Source organism: Actinocorallia sp. B10E7, from assembly GCF_039871655.1.
Taxonomy (GTDB): domain Bacteria; phylum Actinomycetota; class Actinomycetes; order Streptosporangiales; family Streptosporangiaceae; genus Actinocorallia.
On the sequence record NZ_JBDPLZ010000003.1, the window covers coordinates 438,537 to 456,932 of the forward strand.

An 18,396-nucleotide genomic window follows, 5' to 3' on the forward strand; every position below is an offset into this window, starting at 1 on the left:
GGCCGGTAGCGACAACCTGACGGCAACCCGACCCAGCGGAGTCAGCGCACGAGGACCAAGCGGCCCCGGAGCCCGCCCTCGGCGAGGCGGGCATGAGCGTGGGCGGCCTTGTCCAGGGGCAGGGTTTCGGCGACGCGGAGAGTGAGGTCGCCGGCGGCGGCGAGGGCGGAGAGCTCGGCGAGGCCGCGGGCATCGGCGTTGATCCAGATGCCGGCGACGCGCGTGGCGCGTAGCGGGACCGGGGCGGTGCCGCCGACGACGGAGGCGAACGCGCCGCGGTTGCGGACGGCCGGCAGGGCGCGGACGCCCAGGCCGGCGGCATCCAGGGCTCCGTCGACGCCGCCGGGGACGAGGGCGCGGACGGCGGCGGCGAGGTCCGGGGTCGTGCGCGGGACGAACCAGGTGGCGCCCAGGCCGCGGACCAGTCCCTCGTCGGCGGGGCCGGCGAGGGCGACGACGCGAAGGGAGCGCCGTGCCGCGAGTTCGGCGGCGAATCCGCCGACCCCGCCCGCCGCGCCCGTCACCAGGAGCGTGCCGCCGGGCGGCAGGCCGAGGAAGTCCAGGGCCTGCAGCGCGGTGAGCCCGTTCAACGGCAGCGTCGCGGCCCTTGCGGCGGTGACTCCGGCCGGGGCGGGCGCGACGGCCGCGGCGTCCAGCACGACCTGGTCGGCGTGGGTGCCGAGCGGCACGTCCAGCCGGTCGGACAGCCCGATGACGCGGTCGCCCGGACGGTACCCGGCGGTGCCGGGGCCGACGGCGTCGATGACCCCGGCGACGTCCCAGCCGAGCCCGATGACGTCGCGTGCCTCCATCAGCCCGGCCTCGGCCAGCAGCCCGCCGCGCGTTACCAGGTCGACCGGGTTGACGGCCGCCGCCTCCATCCTGATCCGTACCTGCCCCGGCCCCGGCTCGGGCGTCGCGACGTCCGCGATCTCGATGACCTCCGGCCCGCCGAACGAACGGATGACGACGGCTCTCATGTTCTGCCTCCTCGGTGAGTCGTTCTCGACACGGCCAACCTAGGAAGAGTTACTCTCTTTTAGTAAGTAGGCACCTGAAAGTATGTAACCCACCCGAAAGCGAGTGCTATGGCGACGAAGACCGCCGCGCAGCGCCAGGCCGAGGCCCGTGCCGCCTATGACGCCTACCTGGCCGAGTGTCCCGCCCGTGCCCTTCTGGACCGCATCAGCGACAAATGGGTCAGTCTCCTGCTGAACGCCCTCGCCGACGGCCCCCAGCGCTACCGCGAGCTGGAACGCCGAGTCGCCAGCATCAGCCAGAAGATGCTCACCCAGACCCTCCGCAACCTGGAGCGCGACGGCCTGGTCACCCGGACCGTCACCCCGTCGGTCCCCGTCCGCGTCGACTACGCGCTCACCCCGCTCGGCCACAGCCTCGTCCCCGTCATGCAGGCCATCAAGACCTGGGCCGAGCACCACATGGACGAGGTCCTGGCCGCCCGGACCGCCTACGACTCCCCCGAGCCTTAGCCCTTCCTCCGCTCGACGCGGAGTGTCCACGTCACGTCCCCGGTGACGGTGACCTTCGGGACGGCGACCGCCGTGGCGTCCACGGGCCCCTCGAACGCCGTCGCGGCTCTCGCGCTCGAGATCCACGAAGAAGTTCTGATCCCCTGAGGGTTCATTCCCCCGAGGGTTCCCGCCTGGTGCTCATGTCGGCGGTGACCTGCCGGGCCCGATCGAGGTTGTTGTGCAGCGCCTCCGCGAGTTCCGCGGCTCTGAGTAGGTGTCCTCGGGTGGTGCTGGCGGCCGAGGCGGGGTCGCCGGCGAACGGGCCGTGCCCGACCTCCAGCCGCCCCGCGGCTTTCTCCTCGGTGATGTGCCGCGCCAGCTGGTGGATCACCTGCTCCAGCCTCCTGGCGGCGGTCTTCAGCTCCCCCAGCAGCCCGTGCACGTCCGCGGGCTCCTCCACCCCGCCGCTTGCGGGCTGGGTCGCGTATGCCAGCACCCGCATGACCTCGGCCAGGTGCGCGGCGGCGTGGCGGGTGCTGTCGGGGGTGTGGGGGCCGTGCGGGTCCACCAGGTCCATCAGTCGGTTCCCTTCTTCCAGGCAGAGCCGCTCCAGCGGCTTCTCCAGGCCGGGCCGGGCCGTCTCGGCTTCCACGGCGACCTTCTCCTTACGGAGTCGGCCGTCCGGGGTGTAGTGGTCGGGCGGCCGCCGCGGGATCTCCTCCAGGTGGGCGTTGACCTGGCCGGCGTCGAGCGGCTGGGTGACGGCGAACGCCAGCACGCGGGGTCCGCTCGAGGCCGCAGATCCCACGCACCCACACATCACGGGCGTCGTCCCACATGCCAGGAGAGCGCAACCAGGGGCCGGTTCTGTCACAGGCCCGCGCCGATAAACACGCCGGTCTCGGTGTCCAGCTCGAACGTCACCCGCCGTTCCTGGACGGAGGGCCGGAAAGACGTCAGGAGAACCGGACCTCGCGGAGCGCCTCGCGTGCCACGTGCGCCATTTCCTCAACGGGGTTCCCGGTGGGCCCGTCGACACGGTACGTGATCATGGCGATGACGTTGTTCTCCCGGGCCAGGAACCGTACCGGCCGCCACTCGGCCCCGACCCGCTCGTCGGTCTTGCAGGACTCGTCGCCAATTTCCATGAACGACGACCAGCAGACGCCGTCCTGTCTCAGAGCGAGGTCGGCATAACGTTCGCGGGCTCTTTCCACCGAGCCGTCCCCGTCGACGAAGCCTGGTTCCTCCAGCATCAAACGGACGGCCAGGCTGCGGTCGTCGGTGTCCCAGCGGCATGAGCGGTCCCTGCCCGACGCGTCCGTCCGCTTGCGGGGTTCGGCGCCGGGCACGAGCCGGACCGCGGTGCTCCGATCGACGACGGAGCACGCGTCAGGGAGGCTGGAGGCCTCCTGCTCGCCCGGCCACCAGGCCTGCTCCCACGGGCTCGTCGCGAGGAACATGGTGAGCGGCTGTGCCACCACGCCGGCCGCCGCGGCGATCAGAAGGATCTTCATGAGCCGGGCGTTGGCGGAGACGGGGCGGGCGGACACACGTTCCCGGTGCTCCCCGGCCCGGGCGTAGATCGGCTCGAGCCTGCCCGCCAGTTCCTCCTCGGTGGTGCGGATCCCGGCGATAGGCGCCGGAAGGACGACCGATCGGCCTTCCTTCGGCCGCAACATGGTCCAGTAGCCCGCCCAGCCCAGCGGCGCGGACGCGAAGAAGATCTGATCGATCTCCTCCCAGGCGAACTGCTGCTGGGACCTGCCGAGCCGTCTGGTCACCCCGCCCGCGTCGACCCGGGTACTCCCCAGGTAGGACGGCAGCGCCAGCGCCGACACCCCGAAGAGCACCGCCCACAGCAGAATCGCGGAGTCGACCCTGCCCGCGCCACGCACCCCGATCGTGGCGAGGCCCAGGCCGAGCACCAGCGAGCCGCAGACCACGAACACGGACATCCACACGAGGAACCGTCTGCGCGAGGGTCGCAGAAGGAGTGGATCATCCGTCTCGTTCACGGAGATACCCTAGCCAAGCCCTCATTTCCGAGATCATCCGAGTTCGGTGAACTACGGCGCGCCACCGTCCACCTGACCGCCGGACAGCCCGGCGATGGCGGGCGGGAAGGCCGCCCGTGGGAGGCCGTTATGCGGTGGATCTGTTCTGTTCCAACTCCAGTGCCTGCTTCAGCCAGCCGGTGAACAGTTCGGGGGCGATGTCGGCCGCGGTGCGGAGTTTCACGCCGGCCATCTCCCGTGCGCCCGCACTGAGCCGTCCCGACGGATCCGTGATCGACTGGCCGCGCCAGAAACCGAAGGCCACATGTCCCGGGTACGCCTTGAAATAGCAGACCGGTGACTTGCCCGGGGCCGGCCCCAGGCTCCACACGGGGTGGCCATGCCAGAGCGCGCCGGTCCCGGGGAGGACCGCTTCGATCAGCGGCAGCAGTCTGCCGGTGATCTCACGCTGGGCCTCGGGCAGGGAGTCGAGGTACTCGTCCATGGTGGTGAACTTGGCCATGTTGGAATCCTTTCGCCGGTCCTGCCCGTACGTCGCCTCAGTGATGTGACAGGGAACGCCTCATCCCGCGCGCTCCTCGGCCGACCGTCCCTCTGGATTCTCAGGCGGCGGTGCGGGCAGGCGGAGACGTCCGTCGTGGACCTCGGCTATCCGGTCGACCTCGGTGAGGTGGGTGCGGTCGTGGGTGACCAGGACGGTGGCGGTGGCCCGCTGACGGGTGAGGCGGACGATCAGGTCGATGACGGCGGCGCCGCGTTCGTGGTCGAGGGCACTGGTGGGCTCGTCGACCAGCAGGACGGTGGGATCGTTCATCAGGGAGCGGGCGATGTTGACGCGCTGGCGCTGGCCGCCGGAGAGCTGGTGGGGACGCCGGTCGGCCAGGTCGGCGAGGCCGACGGCGTCGAGGAGTTCCATGGCGCGGGGCCGGGCTCCGGCCGGGGATCGGCCGTCGAGCCATGCCATGACCTGGAGCTGCTCGGCCGCGGTGAGGGAGGGCAGCAGGTCGGGTTGCTGGAAGACGATGCCGATCTTGCGGCGGCGCAGGCCGGTGAGCTCTCCGCGGGTCATGCCGGTGGTGGCGGTGCCGTCGATGGTGACGGTGCCGGCGTCCGGGGAGATGAGGGTGGCGGCGACGGCGAGCAGGCTGGACTTGCCGGAGCCGGAGGGCCCGACGACGGCGGTGAGGCCGCCCTTGGGGACGTGCAGGGTGACACGGTCGAGGGCGGTGAGACGGCCGCCGCCGTCGGGGTAGGTGAGGGTGATCTCTCGCAGGTCGAGGCTCATCGCACGCTCCCCAGGGCGGTCAGCGGGTCGACGGAGGTGATGCGGCGGACGGCCAGGACGGCCCCGAGCGCGCCGAGCAGGATCATGACGGACGCTGGGACGAGGACGGTGGCGGGGGTGAGGAGGAAGGGCACGTCAGAGCCGGAGACGGCGGCGCCGATGCCGGCGGCGACGGCGGTGCCGGTCAGGGTGCCGACGGTGAGGAGGACGAGGGCCTGGCCGAGGGCGTCGCGCAGCAGAACGGCGGTGGAGGCGCCCAAAGCCTTGAGGATGGCGACGTCGCCGCTGCGCTGGATGGTCCACACGGTGAAGAAGGCGCCGATGACCAGGGCGGAGATCGCGAACAGGAACCCGCGCATCAGTTGCAGGGAGCCGTTTTCGGAGGTGTAGGAGCCGATCGCCGACAGCGAGTCGTCCTTGGAGACCGTCCTGGTGCCCGCGGCCCGGTCGGCGGCATCGAGGTCGATGCCGGAGGCGGTGTCCAGGGCGATGACGGTGGCCGTGGTCCCCTCGGGTCTGCTGGTGGGCGGGACGGTCTTGTCCCAGACGTTCAGGCTGGTCCAGACGACCGGGGTGTGGCTGAAGGAGGCGTCGCCGTTCACGGCGGCCACGGCCAGCCGCTGCCCGGCGAGGGTGAAGGTGTCGCCGGGCTTCAGGCCGAGGCCGTCGGCGGCTGTGATCGACAGCACCGCCGCGTGGTCGTCGATCCGATCACCGTCCGGAGCCAGCGCGGAGCCCGGCTGGACGCCGAAGATGGAGACTCCGAGGCCCTTGCCGCCGACGGTGGCCTTGGCGGCGGAGATGCCCAGCGGTTCTGCGCTGGCGACGCCCGGAACATCGGTCCACCGCCGCCACTGGTCCTGGGTGACGGTGGAGTCGAAGTAGGACAGGTCCTGTCCGTCTCCGGGCGCGTCGAAGGCGATCCTGTCGGCGGGCAGGCCGGTGATCGCGGAGACGTTCTGCCGGCCCAGGCCGGCGGTCAGGCCGGACAGCAGCCCGACCAGCAGGGTGATGAGCACGATGACGGTCCCCATCAAGGCGAACCGCCCTTTGGCGAATCTCAGGTCCCTCCAGGCGACGAACACGTCCTCGGCCTGCCTTTCATGGGTGGAAACGGGGTGCCTCCACCGTCGTCTCCCGGCTCCTGCCCGGGCATCCGGCCTTGGAGGGGACTTCGCGGGCCGAAGGGCGGTACCCGGGTTCTATCTTTCGGTTGACGCGTACTGGGGGAACGGGTCCGTAGGCTGGACCGATCGTGAGTACGTCGACTTCCACCGCCCGGGCCCTGACCTGGTGCCTGCACCTTCTCGTCGTCGGGCTGCTGACCCTGACCGCGGGCCGGGCCGTGACCGACGCCCTGCCGCACGCGGGCGCCATCGTCGCGGCGGCGGTGGCGCTGGGACTGGTGTACGCGGTCGGGCCGCTTCTGCCCGCCGTCGGCCGCTCCCGCCGGGCGGCCGCGCTGTGGCTGGCCTCCGCGGGGGCCGTCTGGCTGGTATTGCTGGCCCTGTCGGCCGACGCAGTGTGGTTGGCCTTCCCGCTGTACCTCCTCGAGCTCCACCTGCTGTCCCGCCGCGGCGGGCTGATCGCGGTCATCGGCACCGCGCTCGCCGCGATCGCGGCCTTCGCCGTCCACCGGGGCGCTTTCACGGCGGCCGCCTGGATCGGCCCGGCCCTGGGCGCCGCGGTGTCGGTGGCGGTGGTGTGGGGCTACCAGACCCTGTACCGGGAGAGTGAACGGCGCAGGCTGCTGATCGAGGAGCTGACCGCCACCCGCGCCGACCTGGCCGCCGCCCAGCACACCGCCGGTGTCCTGGAAGAGCGCGAACGCCTCGCCCGCGAGATCCACGACACCCTCGCCCAAGGCCTGTCCAGCATCCAGCTGTTGCTGCGCGCCGCCGAACGCGCCCTGCCCGGCCAGACCCGGACCGCCGCAGACTACGTCGTCCAGGCCCGCCGGACCGCAGTGGACAACCTCGCCGAGGCCCGCCGCTTCGTCGCGGCCCTGGCCCCGCCCTCCCTGGAAGGCACCACCCTGGCCGACGCGCTAGAACGGCTGTGCGCCACCACCTCCGACCGCCACCGGCTCACCGCGCGCTTCCACCTCGCCGGCGGGCCCATCCTGTTGCCCACCGCTCATGAGGTCGCCCTGCTGCGCGTCGCCCAGTCCGCCCTGGCCAACACCGTTCGCCACGCCCGCGCCACGGCCGTCGACGTCACCCTGAGTTACCTCGGCGACCGGGTGGCCGTGGACATCGTCGACGACGGCACCGGATTCGACCCCGCCGCGATGCCCGACCCCGATCCCGAGAACGGCGGTTTCGGCCTGACGGCCATGCGCGCCCGCGTGCACGCCCTGGGAGGCACCCTCACCGTCGAATCCGCTCCGGGTCGGGGAACCGTCCTGGCCGCCGGGCTCCCCACCCGCTCCGCCGACGGGACCAAGCCGTGACCGGACTCCCCATCCGCCTGCTGCTGGCCGACGACCACCCCGTCGTGCGCGCCGGTCTGCGCGCCGTCCTGGAGACCGAACCCGGCATGATCGTGGCGGCTGAGGCGGCCACCGCGGAGGAGGCCGTCACCCGCGCCGCCGAGGCGGACATCGACGTCGTGCTGATGGATCTGCGGTTCGGCGGGGGAATGAGCGGTGCCGAGGCGACGGCCGCCATCACCGTCCGTCCCGGCGCGCCCCGCGTCGTGATCGTCACCACGTACGACACCGACGCCGACATCCTGCCCGCCATCGAGGCCGGCGCCACCGGCTACATCCTCAAAGACGCCCCGCCCGAGGAGTTGGCGACCGCCGTACGCACCGCCGCCGCGGGCCGCACGGCTCTCGCCCCAGCCGTCGCAGACCGGCTCATGAACCGTCTGCGCGCTCCCCACAGCTCCCTGACGCGGCGTGAGATCGAGGTCCTCGCCCTGGTCGCCGACGGCCTGTCCAACCAGCACATCGGCTGGCGGCTCCATCTCACGGAGGGCACCGTCAAATCCCACCTGGCCCGCATCTACACCAAACTCGGCGTCAGCTCCCGCACCGCCGCCGTCGCCGCCGCCATCGACCTCGGCCTCATCCGCCGCTGAAACCCGTCGGGGTCTTCGGCGCGCCTTCGGCCCGGCGCGAAGCGCAAAGGGCACCGCGGGCCGCGACTCACCGCCTGCGGTAGGCGGGGATGAGGATCGCGGCGGCCGCCAGATGCAGGCAGACCAGGGCGACGCGGTTGCCGGGTCCGAGGCCGGGCGAGAACAGCGGCGCGAACAGGGAGAGGACCAGGACCAGGAGGGCGACGACCGTCCAGGCGGTGCGGCCGTGGCGGTGGAGGCGTTCCAGGACGGCCAGCAGAGCCCAGCCCGCCAGGGAGATCACTGCCACCGAGATGGCCACCGCCGGGAGGGCGAGCGCGCTGGTCGCGGTGGTGCCGGGCCCGTCGGGGATACGCAGGTCGGATTCGAGGAAGACGTCGGCCACGATCCAGATCAGGACGTCGGCCAGGACCGCGGCGATGACGGCCGAGCCCCGGAGCAAGGCGGTGCCGCCGGAGCGGACGGCAGAGGGGGTGGACATGGGTTTGTGTCTCCTTCAGCAGGGGAATGCTTTGAACATGTACATGACTTTCGCATACGAATGCTGGATGTCAAGCCCTGCTTCGCCCACCCATATGCCGATAGCATCGAAACGTGAGTGGTCAGGAACTCAGCCCGGTGGAGGCGGTGGTGCTCGACGCCGTCGAGTCCGCGATGATCCGCATCCGCCGCAGGCAGTCACGCCGCAGCCTCGCCCGGACGGTCCTGCAGTCCCTGGACGTCCCGATGGACCTCAACACCCTCACCGTCATCGATGCGATCGACGAGGCCCGGGACCCGCAGGACGTGACGGTCGGTTTCGTCGCCGACCGGCTGGCCGTCGATCCCTCTCGCGCCAGCCGGATCGTGGCCGAGGCGGTCAAGGCGGGCTTCGTCCGCCGGGTCGCCTCCCAGGAGGACGGCCGCCGCAGCTGCCTGGAGCTCACCCCCGCCGGGCGCCTGGCCATCGACACCGCCCACCGCACCCGCCAGACGTTCTACGCGGGCCTGCTCGAGGACTGGAGCCCCGAGGACAGGAAGGAGTTCGCCCGCCTGCTCACCCGCTTCGCCCGCGCCCTGGACGAAGAGTGAGAGCCCGCCCTTGGAAGAGGGCGGGGAGGGGCGTCAGCCCTGGCGCAGCGCCCACCGCTGCCCGCCTCCGACGGGCTCCTCATCCACGAGCACGGTCAGCGGATAGTCCCCCATCCAGCTCAGCAGGGCGAACCCCACGTCCAGCGAGATGGTCACCTCATCGGCGCCCGTCCGGAGGATCGTCCAGACGGGGTCGGAGATCTCACAGGAGCGCGTCGCCACGTGCGGCGGGTAGACCGCCGCCAGTGACGGGGCGAGGCAGTTTCCGGTCACCGCGTGCCTGACGGCGTATCCTTCGCCGTTGTCCGCGATCCTCCATCTGGTGTCGCATGCCCCGACCGACACCATCGCCTGGTCCCCGTCGTCACTGTGCAGGCATTTGCCGCCGGAGGCGACGAGCTCGTAGACCCCCGGCGCGATCCTCGCCTCCGGTTCCACCGGGGCAGAAGCCCCGGAGACGAACACCACGGGCACGAGGAAGGCGGCCGACGCCGACAGCGCCCGCCCTGGACGACCGAACATGAAACCTCTTTCCTTGATGCCGTCAAAGCCTTTTGAGCACCCACCGCTGGTTACCGGTCTGGCTTTGGGGCAGCAGGAAGACCGGCTCCTTGTCGCTGAGCCAGGAGAGCGAGGAGTAGTAGTCGGGCCGCGTGATCCGCACCTGCTCCCGGCCGTCCTCGGAGCCGAGCCCGGTGATGGCCCACCGTTCGTCGAGGTCGCCGCAGTCCCGGACGCCCACCCGCTGCGGATAGATCCTCAGCACCGAGGGCGCCAGGCATCCGCCCGTGACCGCATGCTTGATCACATACCCGCCCTCTGTGGCCTCCACCTGCCACCCGCTCCTTTCACAGGGTCCGAGCCACAACGAGACGTCCTTCTCCCCCGTCCCGCCCAGGCACTGCCCCTCGGGCGTGGCGATCTGGTAGACCCCCGGCTCGACCTCCCCCGTCCCGGCCGAAGCCCCGGACGTACCGACCGGCACGGAGCCGACGATCCCCAGGGTCGCGGCGGCGCAGGCCAGACGAACACGCATGAAGACCCCCTCCAGTGAAGTCACGTGGAGTAATCGATCATGACACAGCGTGCCCGATGGTGTCGCCAAGGCGACTTGGAGCCGGAGCCGAGGCCGACTGGGATGAGTCCGGTCGGCAACGTCGGCCGAGTACCGAGGTCGTTGTTTCCCGGCGGCCGGAGGCCTCCGGCCGCCCTCCCTCCTGACTCGATCGAAAAGGCGCACGCCATCCGGTCCCTCGCCGTAGCTCGGGACGTCGGGGCCGTCACGACCCACTTTGGGGCTGGGGACACGTTCGGGAGCGGAGGGCCGGGAAACCCCAGGGTCCGCGGCGAACTGAAGGATCCTCAGCGAACCGAGGGCGGCTTTGGTCCGTGGTGGGCGTATCCGGCCTTGGGTTCGCGGCGAACCCAAGAGACGACGTACGGCTCGGCACGCCGACCGGGGGCAGTGAACGCATCGGCAGGCAGACCGTCGACGAGCAGCGGCGGACGCCGCGCTTGCGTTCGAGCGCGCTCGAACTCCTAGCGTCGCCGGCATGACATCTCAACCAGGGTCTCAGCGGACATGGATCATCACCGGCGCGTCGGCGGGCTTCGGCCGTGCCATCGCCGAGTGCGCGGTCGGGCGGGGCGACAACGTGGTGCTGGCCGTGCGGCGGCCCGGGTCGGTGGCCGACCTCGCGGACGCCCACCGCGACCAGGTGCTGGTCGCCGAACTCGACGTGCGTGACACCGGGCGCGCCGGGGACGTCGTACGGTCGGCGGCCGACCGGTTCGATCGGGTGGACGTGCTGGTGAACAACGCCGGCCGCGGGGTCGTCGGCGCGGCCGAGGAGGTCGGCGAAGAGGAGCTTCGTGCGTCTTTGGAACTACACCTGCTGGGTCCGGCGGCGCTCGTGCGGGCCGTCCTGCCGTACTTTCGCGAGCAGGGGTCGGGCACGATCGTGCAGATGAGCAGCCAGGGCGGGCGCATCTCCTTCCCCGGTGTCGGCGCGTACTCGGCCGGCAAGTTCGCGCTCGAAGGCTGGTCGGAGGCGCTGGCCGGCGAGGTCGCGCCGTTCGGGGTCCGGGTGATGATCGTCGAGCCGAGCCGGTTCCGCACCTCGTTCAACGCGCCCGACGTGCTCGGGTTCGCCGACGCCGGCGCCGCGTACACCGGGCTGCTGGGGGCCGTCCGCAACGACATGGCGAGCGCCGACGGGATTCAGGAGGGCGATCCAGTACGGGCCGCGGAGATCATCGTGGACCTGGTCGCCGGTGACGAGCTGCCGCTGCGCCTTCCGCTCGGGCGTGAGGCGGTCGAGCGCATCGGAAGGTCCTACCGGCAGAACCTGGAGGAGCTCGAACGTTGGGCCCCTACCGCGCGTGCCGCCGACTTCCCCGGCGCCCCCGCATCCGCCCGGCCGATCTAGAGTGTCGCCATGGCCACGGACGATCTGATGTCGAAGGCGCTCGCCGCCCTCGACGAGGTCGACGGCCCGATGTCGGTCGAGGTAATCCACCGCCTCGTCGACGTCAGCGCCGCCACCGACCCCATGACCATCACGGAGGCCGCCGACCTGCTCGACATGTCGCCGCACACGCTGCGCTACTACGAGCGGATCGGGCTGGTCGAGGTGGGCCGCGACGCCAGCGGCCACCGCAGCTACGACGCGGAGGCGGTACGGAGACTGGTGTTCCTGACCCGCATGCGCCTGTCCGGGATGGCCATCCGCGACCTTCAGCACTACGTGCGGCTGGCCGACGAGGGCGACGACACCGTCCCCGAGCGCCTTGACCTGCTGCTCGAACACCGCGACACGATCCGCCGGCAGCTCAAGGAGCTGACCCTGTCGCTGGCGGCGACCGAATACAAGATCGCCACTTACGGCGGCCACACCGGCCCGTCGTCAGTGGGGAAGGCCTGACCCGTCGGCACCGAACCGCGCCGAATGGGTCCACCGCGCCCAGTCGGCACGGTCACCCTCGTCTTCATCACTTGGGCGAAGACATCGGCGACGAAGAGGAACCTTCACGCTTCCTGAAGTCCCCTCATCCCGTGCTCCCGCAATCGGGGAGCAGAAAGAAGACCAGGTCACAGGCGAGAAGGGGTACAGCCGGACCGCCAGTGGACGCGGGAACTGCGAGGTTATTTCTCATACGGCAGGTACCGCCCTCGCGGTTCTTCGCACCGCTCCCCTGAAGCTGCCTCTGTACGGCCGGCGGTCGTGGAGTCAGGAGAGGGCCGGGCCCAGGGAGGCGACGGCGGCGGAGAGGCGGGCGGGGTCGTGGCCTGCGCGTTCGCGGACGCGCAGGCCGAGAACGGTGGTGAACAGGAGTTCCGCGGCGGCGTCGAGGTCGAGGCCGGCGGCCAGTTCGCCGCGGCGGCGGGCCTCGCGCAGGAGGGTGCGCAAGGCGTCGAGGGTGACGTCGAAGGCGGCCTCGGTGCGGGCGGCGATCTCGGCGTCGACGGTGCCGAGTTCGGTGGCGGTGTTCACGATGAAACAGCCTTTGCCCGGCCCGTCGGCGGGACGATCATCCTCCTCTCATGGGGCCTGGCCTACGGCGGCGTGTCGGTCGGCCTGCAGACCTGGATGATCAAGGTAGCGCCGCAGGCGGTGGAGGCCGCGTCCGCCCTGTGGGTCGCGGTGTTCAACCTGTCCATCGGCCTCGGCGCGCTGCTCGGCGGCGTCATCGTCGACTCCCTCGCCCTCCATGGTGTTCTCTGGCTCGGCGCCGCCTGCGCCCTCACCGCCGCCCTCGCCATCTGGACGGCCCGCGCCCACGAGTCCTTGAACTGACGGACGCCCCGTCCCGCCCGGAGCCCTTCAGGGATTCAGGCCGTGGGAGGGGTTGCGTTGACGTACAACCGGCTTCCGGCGGAATCAGGGTGTTGCCACCTACCGCAACGGGCGACCCGCGTCGACCTTGAGGACGTCGTTGTGCATCTGCCGGTCATTCCGCCCTTCTCAGGAAGCGGTGTCGTTCAGGCCGACTTGGAGGCCCACGTCGTCGGCGTGGGCGGCGTTGAGGACGGCGTCCAGCAGGCCGGGGAACCGCGATTCGAGGTCGGCGCGGCGCAGCTCCACGTAGCAGCGGGTGCCTTCCTGGCGGGTGCGGGTGACGCCTGCGTCGCGGAGGATCCGCAGGTGGTGACTGAGGGTGGATTTCGCGACGGGTGCACGGAGCTGGCCCCAGCCTCGTTCGCGGCCGTCGGACAGCACCCGGACGAGCCCTACCCGGATGGGGTCGCTGAGGGCTCCCATGACCGCGATGAGGGTCATCTCGTGGGGTTCGGGATGCCGCGCCTGTTTCATGAGGACAATGGTAGCTTGTTCGATGTTTTACGAACTTCGAACAAAGGAGGGTATATGCCTGACGGCTCGCTGGAGGGAAAGACCGTCATCGTCACCGGCGCCGGATCGGGGATCGGGCGTGCCACCGCACTGGCGTTCGCCAGGGCGGGAGCCCGGGTGCTCGGGGTGGGCCGCCGCAAGGAGGCGCTGGATACGACCGCCGGGCTGCATCCCGCGATCGCCGTGCACGCCGCTGATGTGTGCGCCCCCGGAGCACCCGAGGAGGTCGTCGAAGCCGCTGCCGCACTCTGCGGCGGGGTGGACGTACTGGTGAACAATGCGGGAGCCACCCGGATGATGCCGCTGGAAGAGGCCACCGCCGAAGGCATCGCGGAGTTGTTCGCGCTCAACGTCACCGCCCCCGGCCTCCTGGCCCGTGCCGCTCTCCCCCACCTGCGCCGGGCCAAGGGCACGATCGTCAACGTGTCCAGCACCTACGGCCATCGTCCTCTGCCGGGCGCGGCCCACTACGCCGCGTCCAAGGCCGCGCTGGAACATCTCACCCGCAGCTGGGCTCTGGAACTGGCCGCTGACGGCGTCCGGGTCAACGCTCTGGCTCCCGGGCCCACCGAGAGCGAGGCCCTGTCCGTCGCGGGGCTGCCGGCCGGTGAGGTCGAACGCATCAAGCGTGAGGAGAGGAAGGCCATTCCCCTGGGGCGACGTGGTGAACCGGAGGAGGTGGCCGCCTGGATCCTGCGTCTGGCCGATCCCGGCACCACCTGGATGACCGGTCAGGTGCTCACGCTCGACGGCGGACTCGAGCTCGTTTGACCTCTCTTCGGAGCCGAGAAGGGGAACGACACCCTGACGGCGAGCCCGTCGAAGACCGCGCCAGGGCCGCGAGCGGCGGTCAGGTTCTGCGCGGTACCGGCACGCGGCCGAGGACGAGGCCGAAGTGGTCTCGGTAGGCGGCGAGGACGGAGGCGTCGTCGGGGAGGACGGTCTCGGTGCGGGCGTCGCCTTCGGCGGTGATCAGTTTGGTGCCGCTGAGGGTGACGCGGCCGGTGGCGGTGCGGATGCTGCAGACGGGGGAACGGGTGAAGTGCGAGTCGGGGGACGTGCGGTGCCACCAGCAGGCGGCTCTGAAATCCTCGAGTTCGGCGGGGCGAGGGTCGATGAGGAGGGAGTCCTCGGAGTCGTGGACCTCCAGGAAGCCGCCGCTCTCGGCGACGCGGTAGACACCGGAGGGGTCGTGTTGCGGAGTCCGCGCGTTCAGGCGCAGCGGCCCGTCGGTGAAGTGTCCGAAGCCGACGTCGGCCAGCCACGGCTCGTCCAGGTCGACGCGCAGGGTCAGGTGGTCGTAGGGGATGCCGAGGGTGCCGTCGGAGCCGCGTACCCGGCCCGCCAGCAGCGTCACCTCGTATCCGAGGGCGCGCAGGAGGGCTGAGAACAGGCCGTTCAACTCGTAGCAGAAGCCTCCGCGGCGCCGCTGGACGATCTTCTCGTAGAGGGCGGCCTCCTCCAGGACGATCGGCTCGTCCAGATGGATGCTCAGATTCTCGAAGGGCACCGCCCGCAGGTGGGCGTACTGCAGGACGCGCAGTCCTTCGAGGTCGGGCTTGTCCGGCCTGTCCGCGCCGATCCTCGCCAGGTACCGCCCGATCTGTTCCTCGTTCACGCCATCCAGTGTGCCCCAGGACAAAAACCATGAGACGGACATCAGACGGCGAGTCGATCTTCTATCGCCGAGTTCACGGCGGGCCGGACGCCCTGACTCGCGGTAGCTAGGGGAATCCCAGGCCTCATCCATGGGATCTACCTGCCGTACCACCGTGGCGAAGCCGAAAACGTACGCTGGCCGACGTCTCGGCTGCGGCGTCGAGGAGCGTGTCGGTGAAGGCGCGCCGGTCGTGGTCGTCCGCCATGTCGCGGCGGTAGGCCACAGCGGTGGTGCGGATCGCCGCGGGATGATCGATGCGCACGACCTCGATCGACGCCGGCAGTGCCGGCACGGCGAGACCGGGAACGACCGTGACGCCCAGCCCGGCAGAGACCAGGCCGAGTTTGGCGACCCAGTCACGGGCGACGAAAGCGACGTCGGGCTTGTGCTCGGCGTCCATCCACGCTCCGAGAAGAGTCGAGTCCGGTTCGGTGCTGCCCACGATCCAGCGTTCTCCGCGGAGCATCGAGGTCGTGACGCTCGCCAGGCCGACGAAAGGGTGTTCTCGTGGGGTCGCGACGAGCAGCGGGTCGTCGAGCAGGGGGGTGGTCTCGACACCGACCGGCAGGCGGTCGGGCGGGGTCACCACCGCCAAGTCGAGGCGTCCCTTGCTGAGAGACGTCAGAAGGCTGCGGCTGATCCCTTCGCGCAGCGGCACGCGGGTGTGCGGGTGCGTCCGGACGAAGCCGGCGATCGCCCGGGGTACCAGATCCGCCATGGCGGTAGAGAACGCTCCGACCTGCAGCCGACCCGGTGAGCGTGCGCCGAGGTCGCGCAGATCCTCTCGCGTGGCGGCCAGCTCACCGAGAACCGCCTCGGCGTGCCGGACGACGATCCTGCCGGCGGCGGTCATCCGCACGCCGCGTGCCTGGCGCTCGAACAGCGGTCGGCCGGCGGCCTGCTCCATCAGCGCGATCTGACGCGAGACGGCCGACTGCGTGTAGCCCAACCGCTCGGCCGCCATGGAAAAGGAGCCGCAGCGGGCCGCCTCGCGGACGACGCGCAGACCCAGCAGCGTGAACTCAGCCATGCGAAAACATGATACCGGTCATGCGAGATCATCGTTTGTCGCATGTCTTGCGGCTGCCTAACCTCTCATCACATGGATATCGACCAGAACAAGCAGTTCGTCCAGCGCATCTTCGAGCACATGGCTGAAGGGAACGTTCGCGCGATGAGCGACGCCCTGGCCGACGATTGCCGATGGGTGTTCCCGGGGAACTGGTCATGGGCCGGAGAGTGGGCCTCGAAGCCGGTGGTGGTGAACGGGCTGCTGCGCCCGCTCATGGCACAGTTCGCAGGTGACTATCGCAGCGAAGCGGACCTCATCCTCGCCGACGGCGACCGTGTCATGGTGCAAGCCCGAGGCTACGCCACGACGATGAACGGAGAGCCGTACCACCAGACGTACTGCTACATCTTCCGCGTCGCTGACGGACGCATCACCGAGGTGGTCGAGCACTGCGACACGGCGCTCGTCGAACGGGTCCTCGACCGCATACCCAGATGACCGTTGAGTCCGGAGTCAAGGAACCCGCGGACAGCCGCCATCACTGAGAATGATCTTGAGGGTCGGCTTGCGCTCCTCGGATCCTGACGGACGTCAACGGCTCGAGAGCTTGATCGCCTCGAGGAAGTAGCCGAGTTCGGCGACCGTGTCGTAGAAGACGTATCCGCCGTCCCTGGCAGGCCCGTACCCGAGCAGGGACTGCACCGCCGGGTACCCCGCGCTCTCCATCGCCCGGGTGGAGTCCTCCAGGGAGTCCACGAAGACGGCCAGGTGGTGTACCCCGTGGCCGCGCGTGCCGAGCCATTCGCTGTAGACGCTGGGCCCTTGCAGCGACTGGATCAGCTCGATCTCCGGATCGGTTCCTCCGAAGGCCAGCCGGGCAGAGAAACGTCCGGGTTCACCCCGGTAGGTCGAGCCCGGCATCGGGTCGGAGGGCTCGACCATCCGCCACCGTCCCGGCGAGCAGAACGCGCTGTAGGACGCCAGCGCCGCATCCATGTCCGGCACGATGATCCCGATCTGCCCTACGCGTCGCCCTTCCAGGATCGGCACGCCGCTCGGAGGACGGACCGTCATCTCGTTCATCCCGCATCAGCCCATTCCCAGGAAGATCAGGTTGAACGGCACGATATCCGTCCTCCGGGCCCGCTGTCACCGACCGCCTTCCGCGGGAAGACGATCCGAGCCGCAGGTCAGAGCACCAGGAAGGCCCCGAGGGCGAAGACCGTCGTGCTGAGTGCGACGAAGAGTCCCTCGGCCAGCGGCAACGAGACGCGGGTCAGCCGGACGATGCCGAGGTTGACCGCGGAGTGCAGCGGGACGGTGGCCAGGACGATCCAGGGCTGCCACACCAGGAGAAGAGTGAAGCCGATGTGCAGGAGGGTCGCGCCGATCCGCTCGAGGAAGGCCCACACAGGGCCGTCGGCGCGCAGGGTGCCCTGGGCCTCGAGGAGCGCGCGGGCCTCCACGGCCTGAGGGTCGTTCCGCCCCAGCAGGGAGCGGATGACCAGCGCGTTGACGACGGTGTAGACGATCTCGACGGCGCCCCAGCCGAACCCCGCCCACAGCGCTTCCTCGGCTCCCGACAGCAGGAGGACGACGAGGGCGAGGCGGACGAGTTCCTCGCACGGGCCTGAGGCCGAGGCGACGATCAGCGCGGCGCGTTCCCCGGGCTGCTTGGCGACGGCGGCCGCGACGGGGCCGCGCAGCATGAGCGCCACCAGCCAGCCGGCGGCGCCGAGGCCGATCGCGGTCCAGTCCGGGGCGCCCTTCCACCAGCCGAGGGCGAGGGCGAACAGCGGCAGGAGCACCAGGAGGACGGGGACGGTCAGCAGGGCCGAGCGCTGCAGCGTCCTGATGCCGGCGGTCTGAGCGGTCATGGGTCTTCTCGTCCTTCCAGGGGCATGGTGATGCGGGCGAACGCGCGGCGGCGCCGACCGGGGGCCGGAGGGTTGGCGGCGGCGCGGGCGACGACCTCCCCGAGTTCCGCCATGAAGGCGGTGAACTCCTCATCGGTGAGGTTCAGCGCGAACGTGCGGTAGCCGACTCCGTCGGCGACCAGGTCGGTCTCGGGCAGGCTCAGGTAGCGGGTGAACTCGCCCTGGAGTGCCGCCAGGAACGTCGCGAAGTACCGCAGGTGTTCTTCGGGCGTGGCTCCTTCGAGGTCGGCTCCGGTCAGCGAGGCGGAGTCGGCGGGCAGGCTGTAGACCCGTTCGATGGCTCCTCTCACCCGGTTCTCCCGCTCGACGACGAGGATCCCGTTCTCGGCGAGCGTGCCCAGATGGCGGTAGAGGGTGGCCTGCGGGACGTCCGGCAGCCGTTCGGCCAGCTGCCGGGTGGTCAGCGTGCCGGAGCCGAGGAACGCCTGCACGATCCGCAGCCGGATCGGGTGGAGGACCACATCAACCTTTCTCACAATCGAGAACGATAACGTTCTCGATTGTG

The 18,396-nt window shown here is 70.5% G+C and carries 25 protein-coding genes; 9 read left to right on the forward strand and 16 right to left on the reverse strand.

Going from position 1 to position 18,396, the window contains the following annotated elements; translation table 11 throughout:
- Positions 1–41: 41 nt before the first annotated feature.
- Positions 42–980 (reverse strand): NADP-dependent oxidoreductase, encoded by a 939-nt coding sequence (locus tag ABGB12_RS11940; RefSeq protein ID WP_347676966.1) that lies wholly within the window; start codon positions 978–980, stop codon positions 42–44.
- Positions 981–1,088: 108 nt separating this feature from the next.
- Here ABGB12_RS11940 and ABGB12_RS11945 point away from each other — a divergent pair, with 108 nt between their 5' ends.
- Positions 1,089–1,490, forward strand: coding sequence for a helix-turn-helix domain-containing protein (locus ABGB12_RS11945; protein WP_347676968.1), 402 nt, complete (start codon positions 1,089–1,091; stop codon positions 1,488–1,490).
- Positions 1,491–1,641: 151 nt separating this feature from the next.
- Here ABGB12_RS11945 and ABGB12_RS11950 read toward each other — a convergent pair whose 3' ends face one another.
- The 5 genes from ABGB12_RS11950 to ABGB12_RS11970 form a co-directional block, all read right to left on the reverse strand.
- On the reverse strand, positions 1,642–2,280 hold the full coding sequence (locus ABGB12_RS11950) for a hypothetical protein (protein ID WP_347676970.1): 639 nt from the start codon (positions 2,278–2,280) through the stop codon (positions 1,642–1,644).
- Between the two features lie 148 nt (positions 2,281–2,428).
- Positions 2,429–3,430 (reverse strand): hypothetical protein, encoded by a 1,002-nt coding sequence (locus ABGB12_RS11955; RefSeq protein ID WP_347676972.1) that lies wholly within the window; start codon positions 3,428–3,430, stop codon positions 2,429–2,431.
- 187 nt (positions 3,431–3,617) lie between these two features.
- Positions 3,618–3,992, reverse strand: a complete 375-nt coding sequence (locus tag ABGB12_RS11960; RefSeq protein WP_347676974.1) for a DUF1801 domain-containing protein — start codon at positions 3,990–3,992, stop codon at positions 3,618–3,620.
- Between the two features lie 60 nt (positions 3,993–4,052).
- The gene (locus ABGB12_RS11965; protein ID WP_347676976.1) at positions 4,053–4,775 is read right to left on the reverse strand and encodes an ABC transporter ATP-binding protein; all 723 of its coding nucleotides are present in this window, start codon (positions 4,773–4,775) and stop codon (positions 4,053–4,055) included.
- The gene (locus tag ABGB12_RS11970; RefSeq protein WP_347676978.1) at positions 4,772–5,860 is read right to left on the reverse strand and encodes an ABC transporter permease; all 1,089 of its coding nucleotides are present in this window, start codon (positions 5,858–5,860) and stop codon (positions 4,772–4,774) included. The genes ABGB12_RS11965 and ABGB12_RS11970 overlap by 4 nt, the downstream gene beginning before the upstream one ends.
- A gap of 170 nt (positions 5,861–6,030) precedes the next feature.
- On the opposite strand from ABGB12_RS11970, the gene ABGB12_RS11975 reads away from it, so the two are divergent.
- Both ABGB12_RS11975 and ABGB12_RS11980 read left to right on the forward strand, forming a co-directional pair.
- Positions 6,031–7,227 (forward strand): sensor histidine kinase, encoded by a 1,197-nt coding sequence (locus ABGB12_RS11975; protein WP_347676980.1) that lies wholly within the window; start codon positions 6,031–6,033, stop codon positions 7,225–7,227.
- Entirely contained in the window at positions 7,224–7,859 is a 636-nt protein-coding gene (locus ABGB12_RS11980; RefSeq protein ID WP_347676982.1) for a response regulator transcription factor, read from the forward strand. Before ABGB12_RS11975 ends, ABGB12_RS11980 begins: the two co-directional genes overlap by 4 nt.
- A gap of 67 nt (positions 7,860–7,926) precedes the next feature.
- Here the strand turns inward: ABGB12_RS11980 and ABGB12_RS11985 are convergent, their stop codons facing one another.
- Positions 7,927–8,340 carry a DUF6069 family protein gene (locus ABGB12_RS11985; protein WP_347676984.1) on the reverse strand — a complete coding sequence of 138 codons (414 nt, stop codon included), beginning with the start codon at positions 8,338–8,340 and terminating at the stop codon, positions 7,927–7,929.
- 113 nt (positions 8,341–8,453) lie between these two features.
- On the opposite strand from ABGB12_RS11985, the gene ABGB12_RS11990 reads away from it, so the two are divergent.
- Positions 8,454–8,930, forward strand: a complete 477-nt coding sequence (locus tag ABGB12_RS11990; protein WP_347676986.1) for a MarR family transcriptional regulator — start codon at positions 8,454–8,456, stop codon at positions 8,928–8,930.
- A 33-nt stretch (positions 8,931–8,963) separates the two neighbouring features.
- On the opposite strand, the gene ABGB12_RS11995 is transcribed toward ABGB12_RS11990, so the two are convergent.
- Both ABGB12_RS11995 and ABGB12_RS12000 read right to left on the reverse strand, forming a co-directional pair.
- Complete coding sequence (locus ABGB12_RS11995; RefSeq protein ID WP_347676988.1) at positions 8,964–9,452, reverse strand: hypothetical protein; 489 nt, start codon at positions 9,450–9,452, stop codon at positions 8,964–8,966.
- A 22-nt stretch (positions 9,453–9,474) separates the two neighbouring features.
- Positions 9,475–9,966: a hypothetical protein gene (locus ABGB12_RS12000; protein WP_347676990.1), complete on the reverse strand. Its 492-nt coding sequence runs from the start codon at positions 9,964–9,966 to the stop codon at positions 9,475–9,477.
- Positions 9,967–10,483: 517 nt separating this feature from the next.
- On the opposite strand from ABGB12_RS12000, the gene ABGB12_RS12005 reads away from it, so the two are divergent.
- Both ABGB12_RS12005 and ABGB12_RS12010 read left to right on the forward strand, forming a co-directional pair.
- Entirely contained in the window at positions 10,484–11,359 is an 876-nt protein-coding gene (locus ABGB12_RS12005; RefSeq protein ID WP_347676992.1) for an SDR family NAD(P)-dependent oxidoreductase, read from the forward strand.
- Between the two features lie 9 nt (positions 11,360–11,368).
- Positions 11,369–11,854: a MerR family transcriptional regulator gene (locus tag ABGB12_RS12010; RefSeq protein ID WP_347676994.1), complete on the forward strand. Its 486-nt coding sequence runs from the start codon at positions 11,369–11,371 to the stop codon at positions 11,852–11,854.
- Between the two features lie 306 nt (positions 11,855–12,160).
- Here ABGB12_RS12010 and ABGB12_RS12015 read toward each other — a convergent pair whose 3' ends face one another.
- A complete protein-coding gene (locus ABGB12_RS12015) occupies positions 12,161–12,427 on the reverse strand; it encodes a hypothetical protein (RefSeq protein ID WP_347677712.1) in 267 nt (88 codons plus the stop codon).
- A gap of 69 nt (positions 12,428–12,496) precedes the next feature.
- Between ABGB12_RS12015 and ABGB12_RS12020 the strand changes: the two genes are divergently transcribed.
- Positions 12,497–12,727 (forward strand): hypothetical protein, encoded by a 231-nt coding sequence (locus tag ABGB12_RS12020; RefSeq protein WP_347676996.1) that lies wholly within the window; start codon positions 12,497–12,499, stop codon positions 12,725–12,727.
- Positions 12,728–12,895: 168 nt separating this feature from the next.
- On the opposite strand, the gene ABGB12_RS12025 is transcribed toward ABGB12_RS12020, so the two are convergent.
- Positions 12,896–13,243, reverse strand: a complete 348-nt coding sequence (locus ABGB12_RS12025) for an ArsR family transcriptional regulator (protein ID WP_347676998.1) — start codon at positions 13,241–13,243, stop codon at positions 12,896–12,898.
- A gap of 54 nt (positions 13,244–13,297) precedes the next feature.
- On the opposite strand from ABGB12_RS12025, the gene ABGB12_RS12030 reads away from it, so the two are divergent.
- A complete protein-coding gene (locus ABGB12_RS12030) occupies positions 13,298–14,053 on the forward strand; it encodes an SDR family oxidoreductase (RefSeq protein WP_347677000.1) in 756 nt (251 codons plus the stop codon).
- A 79-nt stretch (positions 14,054–14,132) separates the two neighbouring features.
- Here ABGB12_RS12030 and ABGB12_RS12035 read toward each other — a convergent pair whose 3' ends face one another.
- Positions 14,133–14,900, reverse strand: a complete 768-nt coding sequence (locus tag ABGB12_RS12035) for an arylamine N-acetyltransferase (protein WP_347677002.1) — start codon at positions 14,898–14,900, stop codon at positions 14,133–14,135.
- Between the two features lie 124 nt (positions 14,901–15,024).
- Positions 15,025–15,972, reverse strand: coding sequence for a LysR family transcriptional regulator (locus ABGB12_RS12040; RefSeq protein ID WP_347677004.1), 948 nt, complete (start codon positions 15,970–15,972; stop codon positions 15,025–15,027).
- 72 nt (positions 15,973–16,044) lie between these two features.
- Between ABGB12_RS12040 and ABGB12_RS12045 the strand changes: the two genes are divergently transcribed.
- On the forward strand, positions 16,045–16,452 hold the full coding sequence (locus tag ABGB12_RS12045) for a nuclear transport factor 2 family protein (protein WP_347677006.1): 408 nt from the start codon (positions 16,045–16,047) through the stop codon (positions 16,450–16,452).
- 93 nt (positions 16,453–16,545) lie between these two features.
- Here ABGB12_RS12045 and ABGB12_RS12050 read toward each other — a convergent pair whose 3' ends face one another.
- From ABGB12_RS12050 to ABGB12_RS12060, 3 genes are all read right to left on the reverse strand, one after another.
- Positions 16,546–17,028 (reverse strand): VOC family protein, encoded by a 483-nt coding sequence (locus ABGB12_RS12050; RefSeq protein WP_347677008.1) that lies wholly within the window; start codon positions 17,026–17,028, stop codon positions 16,546–16,548.
- A 116-nt stretch (positions 17,029–17,144) separates the two neighbouring features.
- Positions 17,145–17,831 carry a hypothetical protein gene (locus ABGB12_RS12055; RefSeq protein WP_347677010.1) on the reverse strand — a complete coding sequence of 229 codons (687 nt, stop codon included), beginning with the start codon at positions 17,829–17,831 and terminating at the stop codon, positions 17,145–17,147.
- The gene (locus ABGB12_RS12060; RefSeq protein WP_347677012.1) at positions 17,828–18,367 is read right to left on the reverse strand and encodes a helix-turn-helix domain-containing protein; all 540 of its coding nucleotides are present in this window, start codon (positions 18,365–18,367) and stop codon (positions 17,828–17,830) included. Before ABGB12_RS12060 ends, ABGB12_RS12055 begins: the two co-directional genes overlap by 4 nt.
- Between the last annotated feature and the right edge of the window lie 29 nt (positions 18,368–18,396).